This is a genomic window from Enterococcus sp. AZ140 (assembly GCF_051714405.1).
GTDB lineage: Bacteria > Bacillota > Bacilli > Lactobacillales > Enterococcaceae > Enterococcus_B > Enterococcus_B pernyi.
Window position 1 is genome coordinate 1,734,612 of the sequence record NZ_JBIORU010000001.1, and the last position, 24,866, is coordinate 1,759,477.

Genomic DNA, 24,866 nt, shown 5'->3' on the forward strand with positions numbered 1-24,866 from the left:
AGTCTTTCCCTATCATACCATAATTTAAAAAAAAGCAAAAGTATCAAAGAAGTTTAAAACAAAACGAAAGAGTCTAGGCTTCATCTAAGCGCCTGGACTCTTTCATATAGATGCAGATCAACAATTCTATTCGCTTATTCTGCTTCTTTTGCTGTACTTGTAATCAATTCGATTGCTTTTTTCATGATCACATCATGTTTTAGCATATCTTCTGTCAATACACGTTTGATTTGGTCAATCGGCATATTGTAAGTTTCTGCTAATTCTTGGATCTCTGCAGTGATTTCTTCTTCTGTTGCATCTAAGTTTTCAGCAGCTGCTACAGCTTCGATCACAAGGTTTGTTTTTGTACGCATTTCTGCTTCTTCTTCAAACTGTTTGTGCAAGTCTTCTTCTGTTGAACCAGTTAATTGGTAGTACATTTCTGGTGAGATTCCTTGACGTTGCATGTTGTTCAAGAATTCGTCCATTGAACGGTGAACTTCATCATGGACCATAACATGTGGAAGATCAACGATTTCCGCATTTTCGACTGCCAATTTGATTGCTGCTTCATCTTTTGCATCTTCTGCAGCTTTTTCTTTCGTTTCAGTCAATTCTTTCATGTATTTTTCTTTTAATTCTGCTAATGTAGATACTTCATCGTCTACATCTTTAGCGAACTCATCATCTAGTTCAGGTACTTCTTTTGTTTTTACTTCGTGGATCGTTACTTTGAAGACTGCTTCTTTACCCGCAAGATCTTCTGCTTGATAATCTTCTGGGAATGTCACAGTAACATCTAAGTTTTCGCCTGATTTGTGGCCAACTAATTGGTCTTCAAAACCAGGAATGAATGAACCTGATCCTAATTCAAGTGAATGATTTTCGCCTTTTCCGCCTTCGAATGCTTCATCGTTGATGAAACCTTCAAAATCGATGACAACAGTGTCGCCATTTTCAGCTGCAGCATCTTCTTTGATGACTAATTCAGCTTGCGCTTCTTGTTCACGTTTAATACGTTCTTCAACGTCTGCTTCTGTTACTTCACGGTCTTGTTTTTCAACCACTAAGTCTTTGTAATCACCTAATTTTACTTCAGGTTTTACAGTTACTTCTGCTGTGATCGTCCAGTCTTGACCTTTTTCCATGCTTGCTACATCGATCTTAGGTTGAGAAACTGGATCGATTGCTGCTTCTTTAACAGCTGCTTCATATGCTTCAGGTAAGACAGCGTTCAATGCATCTTCGTACAATGCTTCTTCTCCGTACATACGGTTGAATACTTGACGAGATACTTTTCCTTTACGGAATCCAGGAACGTTCAAGTTTCCTTTTACTTTATTAAAGGCAGTTGTTAATCCTTTTTGAATTTGATCTTGCCCGATCGTAAATGTTAAAACACCATCATTTGTGCCTTTTTTTTCGAATGTTGCAGTCATTTATTTCCCTCCGAGTTTAGAAATTCATTTGATACATCAAAAACGTTTCATGCATACCTTTAAATAGTACACTAACCCTTCCAAATTGTAAACATATTGAACGAGGGGAATCCACGTTTTTCATGACTTTTTTATCTTTTCCTCTGTTTTTTTACGTATTGAATAATAATAGTTCTGTCATTATTTTATTTCTTTTTTCAGTGAATTCGTGTTGTTCAGATGCCAAAAGATCCTCACACGGCTGATTCGTATAGGTTGCTACTGTTTGTTTGAACCATTTGTCAAGATTTCCAATGTAGCTATCATAGATCGGATAAACGATCGCCGATTGCATCGCAAACTCTTCTTTCAAGTTCTCACTCATTAAGGCGTCTTCTCGCTCATATGCTTCCGCCATTTGTTTGATTCGTCGATAGGAGGTTTGCTCTTCTGGACGCACCATTTTCTTTGGTATCACTTCGATCAACTCTTCCTCGATCGTCAAGTATGCAACCGGTGCTGCTTCTTTGACTTGAACGAGCGACTCAAGCAACTTGGCCCTTACAAGAACATGGACCGTTTTTAAAACGATCAACTTTCTAGCGGTCTGGATAAATTCGTGGTAAGGCAGTTGCTCGATTTCTTGGATATAACTCAACTGGGTAGTCGGTTTTTCAAAAGGTAATTTTTCGACCAGTTGATAGATTTCACGAATCTTCTGTCTTCGCATCTGTCCGACTAATTCTTCTGATTGTTGGATTTTTAACAAAACTGCTTGCTCAAAATCATCGGGAAAATCAGCACTTGCAATCAATTTTCGTGCATATAAAAAATCTTTTGCTGTAATCAGTAGATCAAAGTAAAAAGTAGCCAATTCTTCATTCATCAAATACTGTTTTTCATGCAAAAGTGCTTGATGAAGTGCTTCTTCCCACATATCCAATTCTGATAGTGCCAACACGTATAACGTATTCGCTTCAAATGTTGCTTCAAGTTCATATGCACGTTCAAACAGCTCTTTTGCTTGACTGTACTGATGATCTGTTAATGCCTGTTGGCCAATACGCATCAAATTGTCGTATTTATCAGGAAAATCGATCGGTCTCACTTAGGTTCTTCCCTTCACTGTTTTATCATTTGTCTGACACGACTTATTGAATAATAACCATATTCAGCCATTTTCTCTACCTAAAGCATCAAGCATTCATCTCTTGATTAAATGCTTTGATCATATTGATGGTTACTACACTCGTATTTGAGAAATAATCACCGATGTGTTGTTTTTTCTTACTAAAGATGACTGGGAGATAGCCGATAAAAAGTAACGGAAATCTCAAAATGAAGCGACAAGCGCCCTCACGGACTAATACTGTACTCCATGAAAGTTCCTCTTCATCAAAACTGATCACTCGAATACCAAAAATCATTTTTCCAATCGTCTGTCCGTGATTCCATTTCGTCAATAAAATAAAATAAGCTAAATAGGCGATCAACGACAAACTACCATAGATACTCAAATAAGAATCAGAAACTTGAAGCCATCCTAGGTTCACTGCGATACCTAACGTTAAGCGAGTGATTGACCCAATACAAATCAGATCAACCAAAAACGCAGCAAAACGAACCCAAAAACCGGCAAAGAAATAATAAGGAAAACGATTGATACTTGGTTCCTCGGTTTTCTGTTCTGTATATTTTTTCCATTTTTTCTGATTTTCTTTGATCTCAGTTTCTGACAGTGGTTTTTCTTCAAAGGAACTTAGCACCTTTTGAGAAAATCCCGGATCTGGTCCTACAGCCGGTTGGTCATTTTTTGCTTGTGCTGCAAACTCAAGTTCTTCCGACGAGCTACTTGTGTTTTTGTCAGCTGTAATTTCGTCTTTAGGAGCAACTGAAGCGTCTACTGTATCCTGGTTTCTACTAGTAGGATCTACTAATTTATTTTCTTCTACCTTAAAAACTTGTTTAGATGATCCCTCTGTACGTTCAGCTACTTTCGGTTCCTCATTGGTCTTTGAGCGTTCTTCGGGTGTTGACGCGTTCGTTGATTTCTCATTCATGCTTACTCACCTCCATATAGATACATTGCTCTTGGAGATTCTGCTGTTCCTAGACTTTCAAGTAACGACAAGATCTGACTTGTTTCAGAAGCTTGCAACCCTTGTAATTCTGCTAATTTTGCACCAAACCAAGTATTGCCAAATCCAGTAGAACTAGTTGAGTATTCGACTAACTCAGCATCTTGTAGATCAAGATCTTTTCTCATCGCAGCTAAAGCATCTGTTGGATAGCCGATTTCGTCCACCAAACCTGCTTCTTTCGCTTGTACACCGTCGTAAATACGACCATCTGCGACTTTTTTCACTTCATCTTCTGATTTGTTTCTTCCTTCACTAACGACTTTAACAAAACGATTATAGGCGTTATCGATGTAAGCTTGCAACACTGCATGATCTTGCTCAGTTTCAGGTCGAGTAGCCGATCCCATATCTTTTAGTGCGCCACTTTTTACTGTTGTATCTTCGACACCGATTTTTTCAAGTAAGCCCGAATAGTTGAGTCCGGACATGATGACACCGATTGAACCAGTCACTGTTTCTTCCGTTGCAAAGATTTTATCTGCTTGTGCGGAAATATAGTAACCACCACTGGCAGCCATATTTTTCATGCTGACATACATCGGTAGATCACGTTCTGCTCGGACCTCGTTGAGTAAGTTGGCAATTTCTGCACTTTCATAAACCCCGCCACCCGGAGAATTGACTTCCAACAAAATCCCACTGACACGTTCATCGGCTTTGATCGCTTCAATTTGTTTCAAGAAGTCTTCATGATTATAACTCTCAGTAGCAAATAAACCAGAAGAGCCTCCACTAGCTATGGCACCATCAACGGACAATTTTGCAATCCTTCCCATGCCACTGCCTTCTTCAAGTACCACCGGTGACATTTCATCGTCCCCATATAACCAACTATTGATGTTCCCCATCTGCACCTCTTCTTGCGGTTGCGTCAAACTTGATGATACCAACGAAACAACCAATAAGCCGGCAGCAATCAGTACTGCTATCCAACGTTTCTTATTCATTTTACACGCTCCTAATATAGATTTCTAATCACGATCACCGTTTCAGAACCAGGTATCGCATTCATCTTTTCTGCTTTTTCTTCAAGGGTGTAACCAGTAAACTGTTCGTGGGTCAATTCATCTTCAACGACAAACTGTTGCGCACGTTCGATTTCGAACGCATCAGGGGCGATTTCTTGGATACTGTCCCATCCGGTATCCAAAAAGATTTTAGTGTCATCCGTCACGTGTTCTGTTTTTTCAAATGCTGCAATTTGTTTTTTTAACATCCCCAACGTCATGATTTCTATCTTCTCTTCCATCTTTCATCCTCCTTCTATCTATAATTATTGTACCGAACTACAAGAAAAGATGATAGTCGAATTTGATATTTTTCTTTCGTTCATCCCAATTAGATATATACCAATTTATTTTTTTGTCTTTTTTATTGACAAACCTCACACATTAACGTTATGATTTTAGATGTTTCCAAAGAAAATAATAACAGGAGGATAATTAGACCAATACGGAATAGCGCCAGGTCTGTTTTAACAGATGACGAGGAAAGGGTTGATCGAAGGATTCGGCGGATGGCCCTAGGGACTGCACCCTAAAAAGAAACATAAAAACTATCTGTGAAGGTAGAACAAAAGGTTTCTTACGCAGTTGGAAACGCTAATATCAAGTTTATAACAGAAAGTAGGATGTTTTTTTATGTGCGGAATTGTTGGAATGATTGGATTAGAGAACGTGACACCAGGGTTGATCAATGGTTTAGAAAAATTAGAATATCGCGGGTATGATTCGGCGGGTATCTTTGTCTCAAATGGAAAACAGGACCATTTAGTCAAAGCACGCGGTAGAATCCAAAACCTTAAAGATAAATTATCTCCAGAAACAACTGGTACAGCAGGTATCGGTCATACAAGATGGGCAACTCATGGGGAACCCGCTGAGAAAAATGCGCACCCCCACCACTCACAAAGCGGACGTTTTGTTTTAGTCCACAATGGGGTGATTGAAAATTTTGAAGAATTGAAACAACAATACGTAGCCACTGATGACTTCATTGGCGAAACAGATACGGAAATCGTTGTTCATTTGATTGAAAAATTCGTGGGAGAAACGCAAGATACACAAGAAGGATTTAGAAAAGCGCTAGAAGTCATCGAAGGTTCTTACGCTTTTGCCTTGATGGATCGCACAGCTCCTGAAACAATTTTCGTTGCCAAAAACAAAAGTCCTTTATTGATCGGTAAAGGCCAAGGATTCAATGTGATCGCAAGTGATGCGATGGCGATGCTTGCTTACACTAAAGAATTTATTGAAATCGAAGACCAAGAAATGGTGATCGTTCAAGCAGATGATATCACGATCCAAACAATGACTGGTACGATTATAGAACGTGATTCTTATGAAGCACAAGTAGACGCTTCTGACATTGAAAAAGGAACATACCCTTACTATATGTTGAAAGAAATCGATGAGCAGCCGATCATCATGCGTAAAATCGCGCAAACCTATGTGAATGAGGACAATGAAATTCCTTTAGATCACAAATTGATGGACGAACTGTTAGCAAGTGACCGTATTTACATCGTGGCATGCGGCACAAGTTATCATGCGGGATTAGCGAGCAAGCATTCCTTCGAACAAATGACTGACATTCCAGTAGAAGTCCATTTGGCCAGTGAGTTCGGTTATACCATGCCTTTATTATCGAAAAAACCATTCTTTATCTTTTTAAGTCAAAGTGGCGAAACCGCTGATAGTCGTCAGGTGTTAGTCAAGATCAATCAATTAGGCCATCCTTCATTGACGATCACGAACGTTGCTGGTTCTACGTTATCAAGAGAAGCCGGCTTCACTCTGTTGCTACATGCAGGTCCGGAGATCGCTGTTGCTTCAACTAAAGCCTATACTGCTCAAATCGCTGTACTAGCTTTACTTGCAAAAGCAGTCGGTGATCAAAAAGGCAATAAACGTTCATTGACATTTGATGTAGCGCATGAATTGAGTATGGTAGCGAATGCGATGGAAACAGTAATTACCCAAAAAGATGAACTCCAAGAACTAGCTGCGGAATTCTTGAATGACACGCGCAACGCTTTTTATATCGGCCGTAGCAACGATCACGATGTCGCTTTAGAAGCTGCTTTGAAACTAAAAGAAATCAGCTATATCCAAGCAGAAGGTTTTGCTGCCGGTGAATTGAAACACGGTACCATTGCACTGATTGAAGAAGGCACACCAGTAATTGGAATTATTAGTGAGGAAATCACAGGGGCTCATACACGTGGCAACTTAAAAGAAGTTGAAAGTCGTGGTGCCAAAACCTTAGTGATCGCGGCACATGGATTAGAAAAAGAAACGGATCAATTAGTGATTCCTGCTGTCCATCCATACCTTTCTCCTCTTGCCATGGTCATCCCGACGCAATTGCTTGCTTACTATGCGACATTGCTACGCGGCTATGATGTGGATAAGCCAAGAAACTTAGCTAAATCAGTAACAGTTGAGTAATCTCTCGGCTACTGCTAAATAAAATACCGTTCAAAAATCCCTGTAAGAAATGCACTACCGTTTCTTGCAGGGATTTTTGTAACAAGAAAATAAACTACTTCTTTCTCACACGTCCGTTGAAAGCCACTATCGCTAAGAACTTAAAAACAAAAATCAAGCTAATACTCCACAGAAACGCTAACCCTAACGGTGGATTTGGCACACCTAACAATAACCCTCTAAGCGCTTCGATGATTGGTGACATCGGTTGATACTCGGCAAACAGTCGTATCGCTGTAGGCATGTTGTCAGTCGGCGCAAAACCAGCACTTAAGTATGGTAATACGGTGGTCAATACAGTAACTAAACTTGCCATTTCAGCTGATTTTGCTAATAATCCAAACAAAACCGAGATCCAAGTAAACGCAAGAATAAAACAAAAAATCAACAGCCAAGCAATTAGCCATTCTGCAAGATTGGCACTGGGACGAAAGCCAATGAGCCCAGCCACAAGTAAAACGATGAAGCTACTCATCACACTTCGAAGCGCAGCCGCGAATACATGCCCATTTAAAAATGCTGACTTTGATAAATTCAGCGTCAAGAGTCGCTCGACCATACCAGAATGTACATCCTGATTTACTACTATCCCCACAACAGAGGAACTTTGAGCAATACATTGGACTAATACACCTGGTAAAACAAAATCAACATAAGACAACTCCCCCACATCCATGGCTCCGCCAAGTACATATACAAAGAGCAACATCAACAGTACCGGTAGCAATAGCCCACTCATGACCGTTTCTAGGCTTCGCAATGATAACTTCAGATTGCGCTTGAATAATGTGTTCGTTTCGCTAATGGTTTTCATTTTAAACTCCTCCTTGTACTAGCTTTAAGAAGATATCTTCTAATGAGGCATTTCTCAGTTGGAAATTTGTGATCGTAATCGGTATTTCTCTTAATTCGTCCAGAAGATCAACCGAATCGTTGAAAGCATTCCCTACATTGACAGTCACAGAAAGTTTTTCTTCATCCTTTGATAATATTCGACGATCCAAATGTGCTAAAAGTTGATAAAAATCACTTTTGGTCAACACATTGATTGCCATTGATTGGCTGTCATATGTGTTTTTGACTACTTGTGGTGTAGCATTCAAAATAATTTTACCTTCATGTAATATAGCTACCTTGTCTGCTAGATATTCGGCTTCCTCCAGATATTGTGTCGTTAAAAAAATCGTTCGTCCTGCTGTCGCTGTTTCTTTGATTAGTTGCCAAGTGGCAATGCGATTTTGTGGGTCTAAGCCTGTTGTCGGTTCATCGAGAAAAATCACTTGAGGGTCACCGATAAAACTCATGGCGATATCTAAACGTCTACGCATCCCACCCGAATAATTTTTAACTAGGACTTGGCTGTGTTTTTGTAAATCAAACCGTTCTAATAATCTCTCGACAACCTTTTCTTTCTCTTTCACATGGCGAAGCTCAGCGATCATTTTCATATTTTCATAGCCGGTCAGCAGCTCATCCACTGCTGCGAATTGTCCTGTCAAACTAATGGTTTCTCGCACCTTAGCACTCTCTTTTTTTAGATCATACCCGTTGATCCAAACTTGCCCATCATCAAATGGCAGGATCGTTGTCAACATTTTAACAAGTGTCGTTTTTCCTGCTCCATTAGAACCTAATAGCACAAAAACTTCTCCACGTTCAACTGTAAAATCAACTCCTTTTAGTACTTGTTTTTCAGCAAACCTTTTTTTCAAATCGATAATCTCGATTATTTTCTTTTTTTCCATAGCTTCTTCCTCGTTTCTATAAGATAATTTAACTATATAAAAAATTTCATTCCTTGTTTCTTACAGTTCAATATATTGAAAAAGAAGGTGTGTTTATGAAAACTTATGGAAGAACAATGAAAGAGATCCGCTTAAGTAAAGGGATCTTACTCAAAGAACTAATCGATGAACAGCTTTCGATGTCGCTGCTTTCTCAATTTGAAAATGAAAAAACGACGATTTCATGCGAGAGATTTCATCGTTTATTGTCGAAATTAGAGGTTACCTTTGACGAATTTATCTGGATACAAACTGGCAACATCTTTTCTGCTTCTCAGCTAGAGATTATCGAATATGTCGAATATATGGATATCGAATCCATCACAGAGTGGGCAAAGTTGGAGGCAAAGTATCATGAATTACAGAACTATTATCATGACAACTATTCTTTAGAACTGGATCATTTGTTACAGTTGTTTCGTTTTGATCTAGCCATGAAAAAGGGGATCATAGAAGGCACCCCTCTCTTGACATCCTACCAAAAGCATAGCCACTACCTCGATTCCGCAAAGCACTATTTATTGAATACGGAGACTTGGGGCGTTTATGAGCTGAAATTATTTACACGAATCGCAGTCGGAATGGAACCTGCACTTTTGTTTCGTTGTTTGAAAATCGCCATAAAAAAAGGACAACGCTTTGCCAAAATCTCAGGAAACAAGGATATTCTCTATCAAACTTTTCCAACGATATTTTCGGCTTTTTGTTTAGTAAAAGAAGTCGCTTATGCTAAGAATACATTTGAGTTATGGAAAACACGGGTCTTTGAGGATGAACATATCGAACAAGCCGTCTTTCTGCCATTTTACGAGGGTTGGATCGCATTTTTAGAAGATGATCTAGCGCTTGCTCATCGATTGATGGACCAATCACTGAATCATTTAGAAACATTGGGTATGCTCAAGTCGTTAACAGGCTATCGGAGATTCAAGCAGCTCATCCTAACAAATGAATTTCCGGGAATCATTGTCAATGATCCTTTATTTGGTGAATTTTTTGATGTGAAAAATTACTAAGAGTCCTTCGCTTGAACATAAAAAAAAGAGAATCAACTCCACTTAAGGATTGATTCTCTTTTGCATCGTGTATTTTATTCGATCCCAATCTCAGCTTTGACAACTGCTGCGATTTTGTCAACATAATAGTTTACTTTTTCATCAGATGGTGCTTCTGCCATCACGCGTAGTAATGGTTCTGTTCCGGAAGGGCGAACTAAGATACGTCCTTCACCGGCCATTTCAGCTTCTGCTTCTTCAATGACTTGTTTGATTGCAGGAACTTCCATTGCACCGTTTTTGTTGCTTACGCGGATATTGACTAATTTTTGCGGATAGATCGTTACTTCTGCTGCTAATTCTGATAATTTTTTACCAGTTTGTTTCATGATATTCAACAATTGGATACCAGAAAGCATACCATCCCCAGTTGTATTGAAATCTAAGAAGATCATATGACCAGACTGTTCGCCACCGAAGTTGTAGTCATTTTTACGCATTTCTTCGACCACATAGCGGTCGCCCACTTGTGTCACGACATCTTTCAAACCGATTTCTTCGACCGCTTTATGGAAGCCGAGGTTACTCATGACCGTTGTAACGATCGTATCTTTTTTCAGACGATTTTTAGCTGACAAATATTTCGCACAGATAAACATGATCTTATCGCCGTCTACGATATTTCCTAATTCATCCACCGCAATGATACGGTCGCCGTCGCCGTCAAAGGCAAGACCGACGTCTGCTCCTTTTTCTACTACCATTTCTGCTAGACGCTCAGGATGCGTTGATCCGACACCGTCATTGATGTTCAAGCCATTCGGATTTGTTCCCATCGTGTAGAAATCAGTTTCCAAATCAGCAAACAAGCGATTGACAGATGTTGCTGTTGCACCATTTGCCGCATCTACACAGACCGTTAAGCCTGAAAGATCGCCGTTGATCGTCTGTACTAAGAATTGTGAATATTTCAGCAACCCTTCTGGGAACTCTTCGACTGTACCTAATCCCTCAGCAGATGGTCGTGGTAATTCATCGACTTCCGCATCTAACAATGCTTCGATTTCTAATTCTTGGTCATCGTCTAATTTAAATCCATCTGCACCAAAAAACTTGATGCCGTTATCTTGAGCTGGATTGTGTGAAGCAGAAATCATGACACCTGCGCTTGCTTTTTGTAAACGTGTCAAGTAAGCCACTCCTGGTGTAGAGATCACACCTAATTGAAAAACTTCGATCCCGACAGATAACAGACCAGAAACTAACGCTTCTTCAAGCATTTGACCTGAAATTCTTGTGTCACGTCCAACCAATACACGTGGACGTTTTCCATCTTTCTCATGTTGGCTCAGTACATAACCGCCGCAACGTCCTAATTTGAAGGCCAATTCCGGTGTTAGTTCTTTATTCGCTTCTCCACGGACACCGTCCGTTCCAAAATATTTACCCATAGCTGTAAATTTGCTCCTTTAACTTAATTTTCCGATGAATCCTCTTGACTATTCGGTTGACTACTTGATTGTGTTGTCTCACTTGATGATTCATTCGACCCTGCACTCGATGTTGACTGCGTCTCTTCAGACTGACGTGTCGTCGATGACGAAGAGTTCGCAGGTGTCGACCCTGCACCAGAAGTTGTACTTCCTCCCGAATTTCCGGAATTTCCCGAATTAGAACGGCTAGTGTTTTCCGTGCTTGTTTTCAGGACCGGTGTGATCTCAACATCGATTGAAGGTGGTGTGATACTAAGTCCACTCTCTACCGGAATATCAATATTTCTTGTCGTCCGGTGGACGATCCCAGAAATATCGATTGGTATCGTGATGCTATTTCCTAGTTGAGCCAGTTGACTCTCTGAACCAGTGACTTCTGCTTCAATGTCAGAGAAACTGAAATCGTAACTCTCCACATTATCTGCGGGGGTCCCTTGTGCTGTTCCATAAAGTCGAATCGTTTTCGTAGGCTTTGTTACCGTTGCTTTTGCAGTGACTTGCACTGGATCTGAAACAATACTTAAAGGTTCTCCTGCACTATTCAATGCTTGTACAGTGACTCTCGTGTCGACCCCATCGTCCGTGATCATCGCAGGTTCGATCCTCGCTACGACCTGTTGGATCTCTTCTAGTGTCTGATCGCCAGTCGTGACCGTCACTTTTTTTGGTGATAACTCAAGGTCATTCAATTCGAATCCAGCTGGAGTTGATTCTGTTGTGAGTAAAGGCGTGACCTCAAATTCTTTTGTCACTTTTTTCTCGATAGTCACTGTGATCGTATCCGGCTCTAGTTTTGCTTTGACTGCACTGCTCAGATTTCTGATTTTCAATGGTACTTCATGTGTTCCCTCACCTAAACCAGTGAGATCTGCTGTCACCCGAAACATTCTTGTATCTTCAATTGCTTCGGCATTCAACTGAACACGATTGGCACTGGACAACTTCGCTGTGACCGTACTCTCATATCCATGGATATAATATTGATCCGTGTCGTATAAAAGTTGTACTGACACATCAGAAACGTTTTGCGTATAGGCTTCATTTCCTGACAACGTATCTTGGACAGATTGTCCATTCGCATTAAAATACAGCACAATACTGAATAATAACGCAACAAACGCATATAAGATACTTTTACGCCTCTCTTTTGAGATCATTTGTGATCCCCTCCCTTAGTCATCACGTCTAAGAAGGTTTGGAGCGTATTTTTATTTTTGTTTTTTTCTTCGACGATCAAATTTTTACGCAAGATCGTCAAATATTCTTCTTGAGATAAGCCAGGCATCAATTGGTTATCCAACGTAATGCTGACATCTCCTGTTTCTTCTGAGACAACGATCGTAATCGCATCGCTCGCCTCACTGACTCCGACAGCCGCTCGGTGACGGGTTCCGAATTCTTTCGGAATCAACATACTTTCAGATAAAGGCAAGTAGGCACTGGCTACTGCAATTTTTCCATCTTTTACGATCACTGCACCATCATGCAGCGGTGTATTCGGAATAAAAATATTGATCAGTAATTCGCCAGTGATATCGGCATCTAAAGCAATCCCTGTTTCGATATATTCATCCAAACCGGTGTGGCGTTCGATCGTGATCAAGGCACCGATTTTACGTTTGGACATATATTGGATCGCTTTGTCGAAAGAAAGGATCATCTGTTCATCTTCTTGCTTCTCACTCTTCGATTGTTTGAAAAGTGAGCTACGACCGAGGTGTTCTAATCCACGCCGTATCTCTGGTTGAAAAATGACGATAGCCGCAATCACACCATACGTGATCACTTGATTCATCAACCAAGATAAGGTATGTAGACCAATAATCTCGGCTAAGATCCGAATAACAACAAAAATCCCTACCCCTTTTAGCAATTGGATTGCTTTTGTTCCTCGCAATAGTTGAATGAGTTTATAAACTAAATACCAAACAACCAATACATCGAGTATGTTCACCAAAAAATTCTGAGAAAACAAGTCACCGGAAAACATTTGTCGCCAATAGTCTAAATTAAAAAGTTCTCCGATTTGAAATGACATAGACAGCCTCTCTTCTCTTTTGAGATTTCCTCTTTAGTATATCATATGTTTCCCCAGAAGAGACTTATCTGCTTGGAATTTCCTAACAAAAACCAATTTTTTTCAAGAAATTTACATTTTCCATTTATTCACCAATAAGTTATTCTATTTCCTTGGATCGTTTCGTTTTATCATTCTTTGGTTTTTCTTCGTTCCGCTCTAGCGGCACGTCTGGCAGCACGTCTAGCTTCTGCTTCCGGATCAACCGTTCGTTCTTTTTTGACTCTCGGTTTTTCGATCTCTGGACTTTCAGTACCTTCTGTCGGTTCGATCTTCGCTTTGATTTTTTCTAATTGACCAGTCATCGCCGCATAGTTGTAAAACCGTTTTTTCGCATCTTGGATCGTTTTATTGAATAACTGCTCCGCTGCCTGCGGGTGGATCGTTTCAAGCGATGAAAAACGGACTTGCTTGCGCATGAAGTCAGCCATCATTGTAAAATCAGGCTTTTTATAGTCTAGTGTCATCGGCGTTTTATTCTTTTCGATCAATTCAGGATTATAGCGATACAACGACCAATAGCCTGAAGCCACTGCTTCTTTTGCTTCTTTGATCGATTCTTTCATTCCACCTAGTAACCCATGAGCAATACATGGCGTATACGCAATGATCAACGATGGTCCAGGGAATTTTTCTGCTTCTTCAAATGCTTTGATCGTTTGCATTTGATTCGCACCTGAAGCGATCTGTGCCACATACACATTCCCATACGTCATCGCCATCATGCCTAAGTCTTTCTTGGAGGCATATTTCCCATTTGCTGAGAATTTAGCGATTGCTGAAGCAGGTGTGGCTTTTGAGACTTGTCCACCTGTATTGGAATAGACTTCATTATCCATGACTAAAATGTTTACATCTGCGCCACTTGCCAAGACGTGATCGATTCCGCCAAAACCGATATCATACGCCCAGCCATCACCACCGATCATCCATTGACTATTTTTGACAAATAGATCTTTTTCTTGGTAGATCGTTTGTAATTCAGGAACAGCTTCAAGCTCATTTTCGATTGCCCCACGTAATTTAGCTGCCCGTTGTTGGGTTCCTTCGCTTTCAAACATATGCGCCAACCAATCTTCCATCAATTCACGTAGTTCTAAGGAGACTTTAGGCATCACTTTTTTCATCGTCTCTGCTAAAGCTTCTCTTCTTGTTTGTGCGGCTAAAAGCATCCCATAACCAAATTCAGCATTATCTTCTAATAATGAATTTGACCACGCAGGTCCTTGCCCACAATTATTTGTGGTAAATGGTGAAGCCGGCACTGCTCCGCCCCAAATAGATGAACAGCCTGTCGCGTTGGCGATCATCATACGGTCACCGAACATCTGTGTCAACAGCTTCACGTAAGGCGTTTCCCCACAACCGGAACATGCGCCTGAAAATTCTAATAAAGGTTGATTGAATTGGGTCGATAACACTGTATTTTTTCCTTTGATCGGATTTTCTTTTTGTCGCAAGGTCATCGCAAATGCCCAGTTGATTGCTTGTTTCTTTTGTTCTTCATAGGGCTTCATCACTAGTGCTTTACCTTTTGCTGGACACGCTTCGACACACAAGCCACAACCGGTACAGTCTTCGACAGACACTTGGATGCGATACTTCAAACCATCTGGCCCACGCATTTCTCGAACAATGAACCCTTCCGGTGCTTCTTCTAGTTCTTCCTCATCGGCTAAGAATGGTCGAATCGCTGCATGAGGACAAACGAACGAACATTCATTACACATCGTACAGCGCTCACTGATCCATTCAGGTACTTCAAGTGCTACCCCGCGTTTTTCGTAAGCAGCGGTTCCTAAAGGCATATCGCCTCGTGTCATTCCGTTTTCTGCTAAGGTCCTCACTGAAAGCTGATTTCCTTCTTGAGCGTTGATTGGTTCAAGGATGTCTCTGATATAGCGATTTTGAGTATTTTTCTCCTTATCAGGAAGCACCAATGTTGCCCATTCAGCCGGCACTTCGACTTTATGCAACAATTCCACTGTACGATCTATCGCTTTGATATTTTTTTCAACGATCGCCATTGATTTATGACCATAACTCTTCAAGGCTTCCTCTTTCAAAATCGGTAAGACTTCTTCGAATGGTATGATATTCGCCAACTTGAAAAATGCTGTTTCCATCGCCGTATTGATCCGCCGACCTAGACCTACTTCTTGCGCCAAGCGCATCGCATTGATCGTATAAAATTGGATCTCATTTTCAGCTAAATATCGTTTTAAATGGGTCGGTAGATGCGTAGCTAGTTGTTCGTCTGACCAAAGTGTATTCAATAAGAAAGTCCCTTTAGGTTTCAATCCTTTGACTAAATCATAGCTGTGAAGATAAGCAGGGGTATGACAAGCTACAAAATCGGCATGTTCGACTAAATAGGTCGAACGGATCGGTGTATCGCCAAAACGCAAATGAGAAACAGTCAGACCACCTGATTTTTTTGAATCATAGTAAAAATAGCCTTGTGCGTATTTGTTTGTATGGTCACCAATGATTTTGATCGCTGATTTATTTGCTCCAACTGTTCCATCAGATCCAAATCCCCAGAATTTCGCTTGGTAAGTATTCGCTTCAGTCAAATCAAGTGATGGGCCAACCTCCAAAGAACAGTAAGTTAAATCATCAATGATCCCGATCGTGAAACGTTTCTTCATGTCCGTTTTTTCTTTTTTCAATTCATCATATACCGCTACAATCTGATCAGGGGTGACATCTTTTGAACCAATGCCATAACGTCCGCCGATCACTTTCAGATGACGTTCTGCATCATATAACGCACTTTGAACGTCTAATAATAAAGGTTCTCCCCCTGCTCCCGGCTCTTTACTGCGATCTAGAACAGCAATTGCCTTTACGGCATTCGGTAGTTTTTCAATCAATGTTTCAATTGGAAACGGACGATATAAGTGGATATTCAAGAAGCCGACTTTACGACCGTTTTGGTTCAAGTAATCAACTGTTTGTTGGATCGTTTGCGCAACTGATCCCATTGAAATAATGACTTCTTCTGCGTCAGCCGCTCCATAATAAGTGACCAGATCATAAGAAGTTCCTCGAAGTTCATTGATTTTATCCATATACTTTTTCACGATTTGGGGCAAACGATCATAGTATCGGTTGATCGTTTCTCGTTGTTGAAAGTGGATATCAGGGTTTTGATTCGTCCCACTGGTCGTCGGCCGATTAGGATTCATTCCACGTTCACGAAAGGCCTCCAATTTTTCTTGAGGAATCAAAGGAGCTAATTCATCATATTCCAACACTTCGATTTTTTGGATTTCATGACTCGTTCGAAAACCATCAAAAAAGTTGACAAAAGGGATTTCTCCTTCTAAGGAAGCTAGATGCGCAACTGGCGCTAAATCCATCACTTCTTGGACGCTGCTTTCCGCAAGCATCGCAAATCCTGTTTGGCGAGCGGCCATCACATCGCCATGATCACCAAAAATATTCAACGCATTCGTCGTCACCGCTCGACTAGCTACGTGAAAAACACTAGGTAAAAGTTCACCGGCTATCTTATACATATTTGGGATCATCAATAATAATCCTTGTGAAGCAGTGTACGTTGTTGTCAATGCTCCGGTTTTTAATGACCCATGTACGACACCAGCAGCACCAGCTTCTGATTGCATCTCTACGACTTTCACTGGTTGTCCGAAAATATTTTTTTTACCTGAGGCTGCCCATTGATCAACCAGTTCAGCCATTGTTGAACTAGGCGTAATTGGATAGATCGCTGCTAATTCTGTAAAGGCATATGAAATATATGCCGCAGCAGTATTCCCATCCATCGTCTTCATTTTTCGCATGTTTCATCACCTTTGCTCAATTTATCTAAATAATCTTTATTATTATACCGTAAACGAACAAAGAAAACCTCCTAATTTTGAAAGAAAAATCACATGCTAAAGATATGACAGAAATGCTTCGACCAGAATCGACAGGTAGAAAATAAAAAAATAGCTTTTCCTTTCTTACAACTTTTAGCTTTTTAATCTAGGAAATGAGAGATTAACGATTCACACACACATTTATTTCTTTGAACAAATCATTGTCTTTTTTAGGGTAAAGTTATTACAATAGAATAAAGAGGTGTTAAAAAATGGATATTTCAATTATTGATGCAACAAAAACAAACAAAACTACTGGAATCATGTACGGAAACGAAGATGCACCAAAACAAATGATCGAATTTGTTAATCTTGCTTGTCCTTATTGTCGACAATGGTTTATCGAATCTTATGACATTTTAGAAGAGGCGGTTCAATCTGGAAGACTCTTACGAATCATCAAATTATTCGACAAAGAAAAACCTAGTTTACAAAAAGGAAATGTGATGCATCATCATATCACTACGACGGATGGAAAAGTCGCATTAAAACAAATCAAAGCGATTTTCGATGCGCAAGATGAATGGAAACAACTTGATTTAGACGGCATTGCCGAATATGCAACAGAAACACTTGGTTTAACCGAACAAGAAGACCAAGCAACTACTCAAGCAATCATCGATGAAGCAAATGCTGCTCACATCCAATTCGTCCCTACTGTAATCATCGATGAACATATCTTTGATGAATCGATCACACCAGAAGAATTGAGTGAATTGGTTAAATAATTCATCATTTGATCATTCCTTGATGGTTAAAATCAAAAATAGACCGAAAAGCGATTGGCTTTTTCGGTCTATTTTTTATCGTTGTAGTAACGAAGTATGTTTGGTTGAACGAAACTGTTGCGGCTTTTCTTGGAGGACCCGCTTGATATTCTCTACTTTTGCTTGTCGTTTGATTTCTTTTTCTATTTCCTTGAATTTTTTTAGTTTCTCCACATCATTTTTTCGTTCACTGATTTTTTTTATGCTCATTTTATTATTGCGCTTCGAGATGATTCGAACTGACTCTATGCTTACCCCATGTTTCATGGCATTAGTGACCTTATCGAGATACCTAGCATCTGCAAGGATCGCTGATTTTTGTTCATCTGTAATTCTATGCTTTTTGTTAGATAATCTTGTCAGTCTTTTCAATGATCGCCTTTTACTGATGACTAATGATTTTTTTACCGAAAGTAGCTGCGCAATTTGGCTGTTTGTTTTTCCTTCCCCTATCATCCGCTTAACATCCTGCGTTTGTTGCTCTGTCAAATAACTATTTGTCCGTTTTTTGATATTGGGATAGTTTACTAGATCCGCTTGAAACGTGATTTGATAGATGTTGGTCAAATTCGTATTGAATTGCTTTGCGATAGCTTCTGTTTTCTCCCCGTTATTAAGCTTCGTTAAAATCAGGTGATTTCTAATTGCACAAGTTTTATGGTGATCCAAGTTAAGAGAGAGACCAATTTCGGCCATTGATTTCCCTTTTTTTAATTCCTCCATAAATTTGGCACATGCTTCAACTGAAAACGACGTTAGTGGCTCAGTTTTATTCTCTTTCTTATCTTTTTTCATGGGTTGTTGTACTGCCTGATTATGATAAACGACTTTCTGTAGGGCAGTAGTTTTCATATTGAACTTTCTAGCTAAGATACTTGCTTTGATTCCATCCTCGCGATAATACAAAATCCGCTGATTCCTAAGTTTTCTTAGTTCATCCACAGGTGTATAAAATCGTTTGCTGATTTCTGCTAGTGGCTGCTTTTGCTCGAATGCTTGTTCAATATGACGCGTACGTGTCCGAATCACAAATTTTTGGTTGATATTCAATTGCTGGGCAACGATTCTTGTTGGCTTTCCTTGTTCTAAGCTCGCGACAATTGCTTGTTCTTGTCGATTGATATTTTTTAGCCATTTCTTACTTTCTTTTGTGACATGACCTTGCAAGGCAAGTGGTTGGCTAATTTTCTGACGAATACGTAAAACATCTTCAACGGATAATCGAAAAGTAGTGGCAACATCTTCTGGATGAGTCATTTGTAATCGTCTTAAAATGGCTTGTTCTCGTATCTTTTCTACACTACTCTCTGCCAATTTCCACCTGTGCGCAACTTCTTTGATGGTCAATTTTTGAACTAACTTTTTCTCGATCATATGATTTCGAATAGTAAGTATCTGTTGATGCTCCATATGTAGCTTTTTAGCGAGATCATTCTTTGAAGCACCGTTTATTAGATGATGTTTGATATAGTTATTGCGTACCTCTCGAATTTGATCTAGCGACATATTCAATCGGTGAGCGATTATTTCCATACGCGTACCTTTTTTGATCTGTCGTATAATTTCTCTTTTTATAACGAATCTGACCTGCCAAAGAGTAAGGTGATGTTTTTTTATGATATATACGTTCGTTTTGCGATGTCTTATTTCCGCTAATACGTCTTGTTTTTTTTCAATTGCTTGCGTACGTATTTGAAATCTTCTTTTGGATGTCACTACCTGTTTTTCATAATCACTCATTTACAGTTTCCTCCTAACTTGTTTGTTTCATTCTCTCGTTATAGGAGTATTTCTTTGATCGATCTTTCTTTTTTTTAACATATGCTAAAAAGAGATTAAGGGAATGATTCTACTTCGTCTTGATCAAAAAGAGGGCTAATGCTCTTTAGAATACTGTCCATTACTCGTATCTATTTATTCACGTTGTGTCATCAATTTCGTTTTTGGCATTTTTTCTTTTTGAATAATTTGCTGAATATTGCGGATTTTCGCTTCTTCTTTTACCTTAGTAAGTAGTTCATCCATCTTTTGTAGTGCCTTCATTTTTGCTGTTTTTCGTTTTTCTTGGATTTCTCTCCCCTTGATTTCTTCAAACCTAGTAGCCAAAACGCGGATGGTCGACTCACTAACCCCTGATTTCGAAGAATTCACAAATGGAGTCATGTAGTTTAGGTCTTGCATGATCTGCTTTTTTTGTTCTTTTGTGACTCGATGCTTCATCTTGATTGTTCCTTTTTGTGATTTCATTTTTGTTTGCACACATCTGACCAGCGAGTCTTTGATTCCTAGTACTTCAGAGATTTCTCTGATCGTCATCTTGCGATTGATGCAGTTTCTAACTGTTTGCACTTGTTCAGGTGTCAAATAATCTAAAGTACGTCGCTTGATATTGGGAAATTCTGCCAAATTTGCTCGGAAAATAACTTCACGAACATTTTTGATATCCATTTTGAATTCTTCTGCGACCGCTTGAGTGGATTCTCCACTGTTCAATTTTGTTAATATCCCATGATTTCTCACTTTATAGATCAGGGGGACGATTACTCCTAATTCTTTTCCCAAAGCCTTCGTTATTTTTGTTTCTTTGATTCGTTTCAGAATTTCTCGTCTTGTCTCATCAGATACTATTGAAATATCAAATGTTTTTCGAGAGCTTGCTGTAGTATGATCAAGCTTATTAGAAGCATTATTCCGACACAAAATCGATCCAACTCTGGATAATGACACGTTAAATCTTTTTGAAAGAAGACTACTCGTTTTCCCTTGATCGCTTTGTATCAATAGACGAACATCTCTTAGTCGATAGAGTTCCTCGATTCCAATGTGGAATCGCTGACTGATTTCTTGGCCAGTCTGTCCAGCTTCGAATGATTTTTCGATTTCACGATTACGGATATCGATGACTGCTCGTTGACTGATCTTTAATTCTTGTGCTACAACTTTTGTTGTTTTGCTTTCTTCAAGTAAACTTAGTACCTTCGCTTTGCGTTCCTCTAATTGATCCAAGAGATTTTTGTTCGCGGGAGACAACTCTTTTGTCTTATTATTTGATTCTAGCGAACGTTGCTTGATCAAAAATACTTGTTCCATTGATAAATTGAAATCTCTGGCAATTTCTTCAGGATGTTGTTCTTTCAATCGTTCGATAATCTGTTCATTTCTGATTGAACGAATTTTATTGACTGATAACTGTGAATCTTTTGCTACTTCTGTTACACTCGATCCTTTTATCAATTCAGTGGCAATCCTTTTATTGCGAATCTGCAAGATTTGTTTTTCACTCATCTGAAATTCAGCTGCTAATGCTGCTATCTCTCCGTTTTTTGCTAATGCGGTATAAATATAATCATTTCGATACTTACGAACTTGTGAGACTGTCAATTTCAACCGATAGGCAATTGTTTTTTGGCTTTTTTGCCCGATAATCTCTTGGATTGCCAGCTTTTTCTTGGTTGTATAGAGGCGCTCTCTGCTGATTTGATACTTGTTCATGATGTCTTTTTCCAACTGACCTGATATTAACTCACGATAAATGGCTTGATCACGCTTTTCTTTTAGGTCTCTTGTAGGATATAGTTCATCTATTTTACGTTTCTTACTTTTATGTGCTTCCTCCATAATGCAATCTCCTCCTCACTATCACTAATTTACATTCATTATAAGTACCTAAACTTTAGATTCATGCCCATTTTTAAGAAAAAGAAAAAAAAGTGGTCTGACATCTATCCTCTTGCTTCGATGAACCCTAAAAGCAAAAGACAAATTAGTCAAACCACAATATGTTTATATTTCGATTTAATGAACAATAAATTCATTATTCATTAGGATGCTTGTTCTTTTAATTTTTCAGCAAATTCGTTGATTTTTCGAATCCGATGATTGATCCCTGATTTCGAGATTGCTCCGGATGGGATCATTTCTCCTAGTTCTTTTAAACTGACTTCAGGATGTTGCAAGCGTAATTCAGCAATCTCTTGTAACTTTTCCGGAAGTGCTTGTAAACCCACTCGTGCTTCGATCAATTCAATATTTTCAATCTGTTTTGATGCTGCATCAATGGTTTTGTTCAGGTTAGCCGTCTCACAATTGACTAACCGGTTCACTGAATTTCTCATATCACGCACGATCCGCACATCTTCAAAGCGCAACATCGAATTTGTTGCCCCAATCAGAGTCAAGAAATCAGCAATTTTTTCGGCCCCTTTTAAATAAGAGATATAGCCATTACGTCTTTCTAGTGTACGCGCGTGTAAACCATAGTAATTCAACATATTACAAATATCTTGGTTATGTTGTTCGTAGATCGAATAAATCTCTAAGTGATAACGGCTTGTTTCCGGGTTATTGACTGAACCCGACGCCATAAATGCGCCACGTAAATACGAACGCATCTTTTGCGCATTTCCCATGATCTCATCGGAAACATGCCCATTGAACATCATACCATCCATGATATCCAGATCCATCAATACATTTTTCGTTCCTTGTTTCAAGCGAACGATGTAGACATTATTCTTCTTTAATTTCATTTTCTTACGTACGAGCAGTTCGCTTCGTACTTGATAATGATCTTTTAAAAGTGAGTAGATCCGTCGAGCAATTGCGGCGTTTTCTGTCTGTACGTTCAAGATGAATTGCTGGTTGACGATTCCAAGTGAGCCATTCATTCGTAATAATGCGGCTAATTCCGCTTTTGCATGTTCTCGATGGACTTCCAAACCAGTCAATTCCTTCTTGACTTCAGCTGCAAATGACACGTTATCCACCTCCTTTTCACAAAATTTTTCCTTTAATTACTTTGAGCCAAAGACGATGCGGAATAGTTCTTCGACTACCTTTTCACCATCATGGAAGACTCCGCCATTTTTCAACTCTAAAAAGTCAGTCGAGATGACCCGACAATTTTCTTCTCTTAAGCCATTAAAATCATGTGCTACTTGGACAAGGTATTCATCGTAGATTTCCGGGTCCATGTAATCTTTTGGTACTTTTTCTGTATTGACTAAGACAGTATCAATAAAGGGTTGGTCTAAATGTTGATGCAACACACGAATATGATCTGCATCTGAAAAATGTTCTGTTTCCCCTTTTTGTGTCATGATATTACAGATGTATACGACCTCTGCTTTCGTTTGAAGCATGGCTTCACCAACTTCTGGTATGACTAAGTTAGGAAGAATACTCGTGAACAAGCTTCCCGGCCCTAAGACGACCATATCTGCTTCCATGATCGCAGAAACAACTTTGCGCCCTGCTTTGGCTTCACTTTCGTCTTCTGTATTACGTACGAATACCCGATCGATCGTTTTGCGGTCAACAGCGATTTTAGATTCTCCGATCGCTGTCGTTCCATCTTTGAAGACCGCATGTAAGGTCAACGGCGTTTCAGAAGAGGGATAGATGTGTCCATCCACGTGCATCATTCGAGACAATAGTTGTACTGCTTCATAAGTACTCCCTCTCATTTCAGCAACTGCCGCAATGATCAAGTTACCAATGGTATGATTGGCTAAAAATTGGTCTTCTTTTTTGAAACGGTACTGAAAGATATCTTCGTAAAATTGAGGCATATCAGATAGCGAGACTAACACATTTCTTAAATCGCCTGGAGGAGCCATCGCAATCGACTGGCGGATCTCACCGCTACTACCGCCATCATCTGCGACGGTCACGATTGCCGTGATATCGGCTCCTTGATTACGTAGACTTTTCAAAATAACAGGTAAGCCTGTACCGCCTCCGACTACAACGATTTTGGGTTTTCGAATTCGGTAAGTTTTCATTTTCATGAGCGGTTCACCGTCTCTTTGCGCTTATCTTTGTCACGATGAGTTACATTGACTTTATATGTTTCACTAAGCGCTTGAGATAACCTTTCTGTTAAAGCAACTGAACGGTGTTGTCCACCCGTACAGCCAATCGCTACAGTCAAACTGCTTTTTCCTTCTTTGATGTATCCTGGCATGACTGTTTTTAATAAATCAAGGAATTTCAAATAAAATAATTCTGTTTCGTCAAAGGACATGACGTAATCATAGACTGGTTTATCTTTCCCAGTCAATGGTCTTAAATCAGCGATATAATGAGGGTTCGGTAAAAAACGAACATCCATCACAATATCTGAATCGATCGGTAACCCGTATTTGAAACCAAACGAAACAAACTCAATGCGGAATCCTTGATCATCTTTTGTTTTAAATGTTTGATTGATTTTCTCACGTAGTTGTCGTGGAGTTAAAGTCGTCGTATCAATAATGACAGAAGCTTGTGCTTTGATGTCATTTAAAATCGCCCGTTCTTTACGGATGCCTTCCGTTACTAGTCCATCCATAGCCATCGGATGGGTTCTTCTGGTTTCTTTGTAACGAGCAACCAACTCTTCGTCAGAGGCATCTAAAAATAAGACAGAGGTATCAATAAAATTTGTATTTTCGATCTCGATCAACATACTTTGGATCTCTTCAAAGAAAGAGCGTGAACGTAGATCCACACCAAGTGCCATTTTTGTGACTTTCCCCGATTCCTTGATCAGTTCCCAGAATTTTGGGATCAGTGTTGGGGGCATATTATCGATACAAAAGTACCCCATATCTTCAAAACTTTGAATGGCCACAGTTTTACCTGCCCCGCTCATTCCTGTAATGATTACTAGTTCTAAATTATCAGCCATCCGTATGGCCTCCTCTCTCGTTCTCCTATAAAATTATATCATCCCGGGCGTATCATTGCTAGTTCGAATTCGATTTCTTTGGTTTTTATTCAAAGGCTGTAAAGCAAAATCAAACGACTTCAAAATAAGCGCGAAAAGTGAGGGGCACATTAGTCCTCTCG

The 24,866-nt window shown here is 39.6% G+C and carries 19 protein-coding genes; 3 read left to right on the forward strand and 16 right to left on the reverse strand.

Annotated features, from left to right (window positions below; genetic code table 11):
- Positions 1-134: 134 nt before the first annotated feature.
- From tig to IGJ39_RS08055, 5 genes are all read right to left on the reverse strand, one after another.
- Positions 135-1,421 (reverse strand): trigger factor, encoded by a 1,287-nt coding sequence (gene tig / locus IGJ39_RS08035; protein WP_010735252.1) that lies wholly within the window; start codon positions 1,419-1,421, stop codon positions 135-137.
- A 151-nt stretch (positions 1,422-1,572) separates the two neighbouring features.
- Positions 1,573-2,508: a hypothetical protein gene (locus IGJ39_RS08040; protein WP_019724419.1), complete on the reverse strand. Its 936-nt coding sequence runs from the start codon at positions 2,506-2,508 to the stop codon at positions 1,573-1,575.
- Positions 2,509-2,596: 88 nt separating this feature from the next.
- Positions 2,597-3,274 (reverse strand): RDD family protein, encoded by a 678-nt coding sequence (locus IGJ39_RS08045; protein ID WP_066025367.1) that lies wholly within the window; start codon positions 3,272-3,274, stop codon positions 2,597-2,599.
- Positions 3,275-3,462: 188 nt separating this feature from the next.
- Positions 3,463-4,488 (reverse strand): signal peptide peptidase SppA, encoded by a 1,026-nt coding sequence (gene sppA, locus IGJ39_RS08050; RefSeq protein WP_195339196.1) that lies wholly within the window; start codon positions 4,486-4,488, stop codon positions 3,463-3,465.
- An 11-nt stretch (positions 4,489-4,499) separates the two neighbouring features.
- Entirely contained in the window at positions 4,500-4,790 is a 291-nt protein-coding gene (locus IGJ39_RS08055) for a hypothetical protein (RefSeq protein WP_019724353.1), read from the reverse strand.
- Positions 4,791-5,181: 391 nt separating this feature from the next.
- Here IGJ39_RS08055 and glmS point away from each other — a divergent pair, with 391 nt between their 5' ends.
- Positions 5,182-6,990 carry a glutamine--fructose-6-phosphate transaminase (isomerizing) gene (gene glmS, locus IGJ39_RS08060; RefSeq protein WP_019724352.1) on the forward strand — a complete coding sequence of 603 codons (1,809 nt, stop codon included), beginning with the start codon at positions 5,182-5,184 and terminating at the stop codon, positions 6,988-6,990.
- 94 nt (positions 6,991-7,084) lie between these two features.
- Here glmS and IGJ39_RS08065 read toward each other — a convergent pair whose 3' ends face one another.
- The gene (locus IGJ39_RS08065; RefSeq protein WP_019724351.1) at positions 7,085-7,843 is read right to left on the reverse strand and encodes an ABC transporter permease; all 759 of its coding nucleotides are present in this window, start codon (positions 7,841-7,843) and stop codon (positions 7,085-7,087) included.
- A 1-nt stretch (position 7,844) separates the two neighbouring features.
- Positions 7,845-8,774 carry an ABC transporter ATP-binding protein gene (locus tag IGJ39_RS08070; RefSeq protein WP_195339195.1) on the reverse strand — a complete coding sequence of 310 codons (930 nt, stop codon included), beginning with the start codon at positions 8,772-8,774 and terminating at the stop codon, positions 7,845-7,847.
- Positions 8,775-8,869: 95 nt separating this feature from the next.
- Here IGJ39_RS08070 and IGJ39_RS08075 point away from each other — a divergent pair, with 95 nt between their 5' ends.
- Positions 8,870-9,829 (forward strand): helix-turn-helix domain-containing protein, encoded by a 960-nt coding sequence (locus IGJ39_RS08075; protein WP_019724440.1) that lies wholly within the window; start codon positions 8,870-8,872, stop codon positions 9,827-9,829.
- 74 nt (positions 9,830-9,903) lie between these two features.
- On the opposite strand, the gene glmM is transcribed toward IGJ39_RS08075, so the two are convergent.
- The 4 genes from glmM to nifJ all read right to left on the reverse strand — a co-directional run bounded on the left by glmM (position 9,904) and on the right by nifJ (position 17,187).
- Positions 9,904-11,259, reverse strand: a complete 1,356-nt coding sequence (gene glmM / locus IGJ39_RS08080) for a phosphoglucosamine mutase (protein WP_066025337.1) — start codon at positions 11,257-11,259, stop codon at positions 9,904-9,906.
- A gap of 23 nt (positions 11,260-11,282) precedes the next feature.
- The gene (locus IGJ39_RS08085) at positions 11,283-12,458 is read right to left on the reverse strand and encodes a CdaR family protein (RefSeq protein WP_108145457.1); all 1,176 of its coding nucleotides are present in this window, start codon (positions 12,456-12,458) and stop codon (positions 11,283-11,285) included.
- Positions 12,455-13,339: a diadenylate cyclase CdaA gene (gene cdaA, locus IGJ39_RS08090; protein ID WP_010735241.1), complete on the reverse strand. Its 885-nt coding sequence runs from the start codon at positions 13,337-13,339 to the stop codon at positions 12,455-12,457. The genes IGJ39_RS08085 and cdaA overlap by 4 nt, the downstream gene beginning before the upstream one ends.
- A gap of 170 nt (positions 13,340-13,509) precedes the next feature.
- Positions 13,510-17,187 (reverse strand): pyruvate:ferredoxin (flavodoxin) oxidoreductase, encoded by a 3,678-nt coding sequence (nifJ, locus tag IGJ39_RS08095; RefSeq protein WP_195339194.1) that lies wholly within the window; start codon positions 17,185-17,187, stop codon positions 13,510-13,512.
- 293 nt (positions 17,188-17,480) lie between these two features.
- Between nifJ and IGJ39_RS08100 the strand changes: the two genes are divergently transcribed.
- Positions 17,481-17,996: a DsbA family protein gene (locus tag IGJ39_RS08100; protein WP_019723107.1), complete on the forward strand. Its 516-nt coding sequence runs from the start codon at positions 17,481-17,483 to the stop codon at positions 17,994-17,996.
- A gap of 75 nt (positions 17,997-18,071) precedes the next feature.
- Here the strand turns inward: IGJ39_RS08100 and IGJ39_RS08105 are convergent, their stop codons facing one another.
- The 5 genes from IGJ39_RS08105 to rapZ form a co-directional block, all read right to left on the reverse strand.
- The gene (locus IGJ39_RS08105; RefSeq protein WP_438764431.1) at positions 18,072-19,568 is read right to left on the reverse strand and encodes a hypothetical protein; all 1,497 of its coding nucleotides are present in this window, start codon (positions 19,566-19,568) and stop codon (positions 18,072-18,074) included.
- A gap of 381 nt (positions 19,569-19,949) precedes the next feature.
- Positions 19,950-21,653, reverse strand: coding sequence for a hypothetical protein (locus tag IGJ39_RS08110; protein ID WP_065096809.1), 1,704 nt, complete (start codon positions 21,651-21,653; stop codon positions 19,950-19,952).
- Between the two features lie 203 nt (positions 21,654-21,856).
- Entirely contained in the window at positions 21,857-22,792 is a 936-nt protein-coding gene (whiA, locus tag IGJ39_RS08115) for a DNA-binding protein WhiA (protein WP_010735234.1), read from the reverse strand.
- 36 nt (positions 22,793-22,828) lie between these two features.
- Complete coding sequence (locus IGJ39_RS08120; RefSeq protein WP_065096810.1) at positions 22,829-23,824, reverse strand: gluconeogenesis factor YvcK family protein; 996 nt, start codon at positions 23,822-23,824, stop codon at positions 22,829-22,831.
- Complete coding sequence (gene rapZ, locus IGJ39_RS08125; protein WP_010735232.1) at positions 23,821-24,705, reverse strand: RNase adapter RapZ; 885 nt, start codon at positions 24,703-24,705, stop codon at positions 23,821-23,823. The genes IGJ39_RS08120 and rapZ overlap by 4 nt, the downstream gene beginning before the upstream one ends.
- Between the last annotated feature and the right edge of the window lie 161 nt (positions 24,706-24,866).

What these genes read in the sequence shown, in the direction of transcription:
- glmM (WP_066025337.1), bottom strand. Translation starts at nt 11,259, where the DNA reads ATGGGTAAATATTTTGGAACGGACGGTGTCCGTGGAGAAGCGAATAAA.
- glmS (WP_019724352.1), top strand. Translation starts at nt 5,182, where the DNA reads ATGTGCGGAATTGTTGGAATGATTGGATTAGAGAACGTGACACCAGGG.
- IGJ39_RS08055 (WP_019724353.1), bottom strand. Translation starts at nt 4,790, where the DNA reads ATGGAAGAGAAGATAGAAATCATGACGTTGGGGATGTTAAAAAAACAA.
- nifJ (WP_195339194.1), bottom strand. Translation starts at nt 17,187, where the DNA reads ATGCGAAAAATGAAGACGATGGATGGGAATACTGCTGCGGCATATATT.
- IGJ39_RS08075 (WP_019724440.1), top strand. Translation starts at nt 8,870, where the DNA reads ATGAAAACTTATGGAAGAACAATGAAAGAGATCCGCTTAAGTAAAGGG.
- IGJ39_RS08105 (WP_438764431.1), bottom strand. Translation starts at nt 19,568, where the DNA reads ATGGAAATAATCGCTCACCGATTGAATATGTCGCTAGATCAAATTCGA.
- IGJ39_RS08120 (WP_065096810.1), bottom strand. Translation starts at nt 23,824, where the DNA reads ATGAAAATGAAAACTTACCGAATTCGAAAACCCAAAATCGTTGTAGTC.
- IGJ39_RS08110 (WP_065096809.1), bottom strand. Translation starts at nt 21,653, where the DNA reads ATGGAGGAAGCACATAAAAGTAAGAAACGTAAAATAGATGAACTATAT.
- cdaA (WP_010735241.1), bottom strand. Translation starts at nt 13,339, where the DNA reads ATGTCATTTCAAATCGGAGAACTTTTTAATTTAGACTATTGGCGACAA.
- IGJ39_RS08100 (WP_019723107.1), top strand. Translation starts at nt 17,481, where the DNA reads ATGGATATTTCAATTATTGATGCAACAAAAACAAACAAAACTACTGGA.
- IGJ39_RS08065 (WP_019724351.1), bottom strand. Translation starts at nt 7,843, where the DNA reads ATGAAAACCATTAGCGAAACGAACACATTATTCAAGCGCAATCTGAAG.
- tig (WP_010735252.1), bottom strand. Translation starts at nt 1,421, where the DNA reads ATGACTGCAACATTCGAAAAAAAAGGCACAAATGATGGTGTTTTAACA.
- IGJ39_RS08085 (WP_108145457.1), bottom strand. Translation starts at nt 12,458, where the DNA reads ATGATCTCAAAAGAGAGGCGTAAAAGTATCTTATATGCGTTTGTTGCG.
- sppA (WP_195339196.1), bottom strand. Translation starts at nt 4,488, where the DNA reads ATGAATAAGAAACGTTGGATAGCAGTACTGATTGCTGCCGGCTTATTG.
- rapZ (WP_010735232.1), bottom strand. Translation starts at nt 24,705, where the DNA reads ATGGCTGATAATTTAGAACTAGTAATCATTACAGGAATGAGCGGGGCA.
- IGJ39_RS08070 (WP_195339195.1), bottom strand. Translation starts at nt 8,774, where the DNA reads ATGGAAAAAAAGAAAATAATCGAGATTATCGATTTGAAAAAAAGGTTT.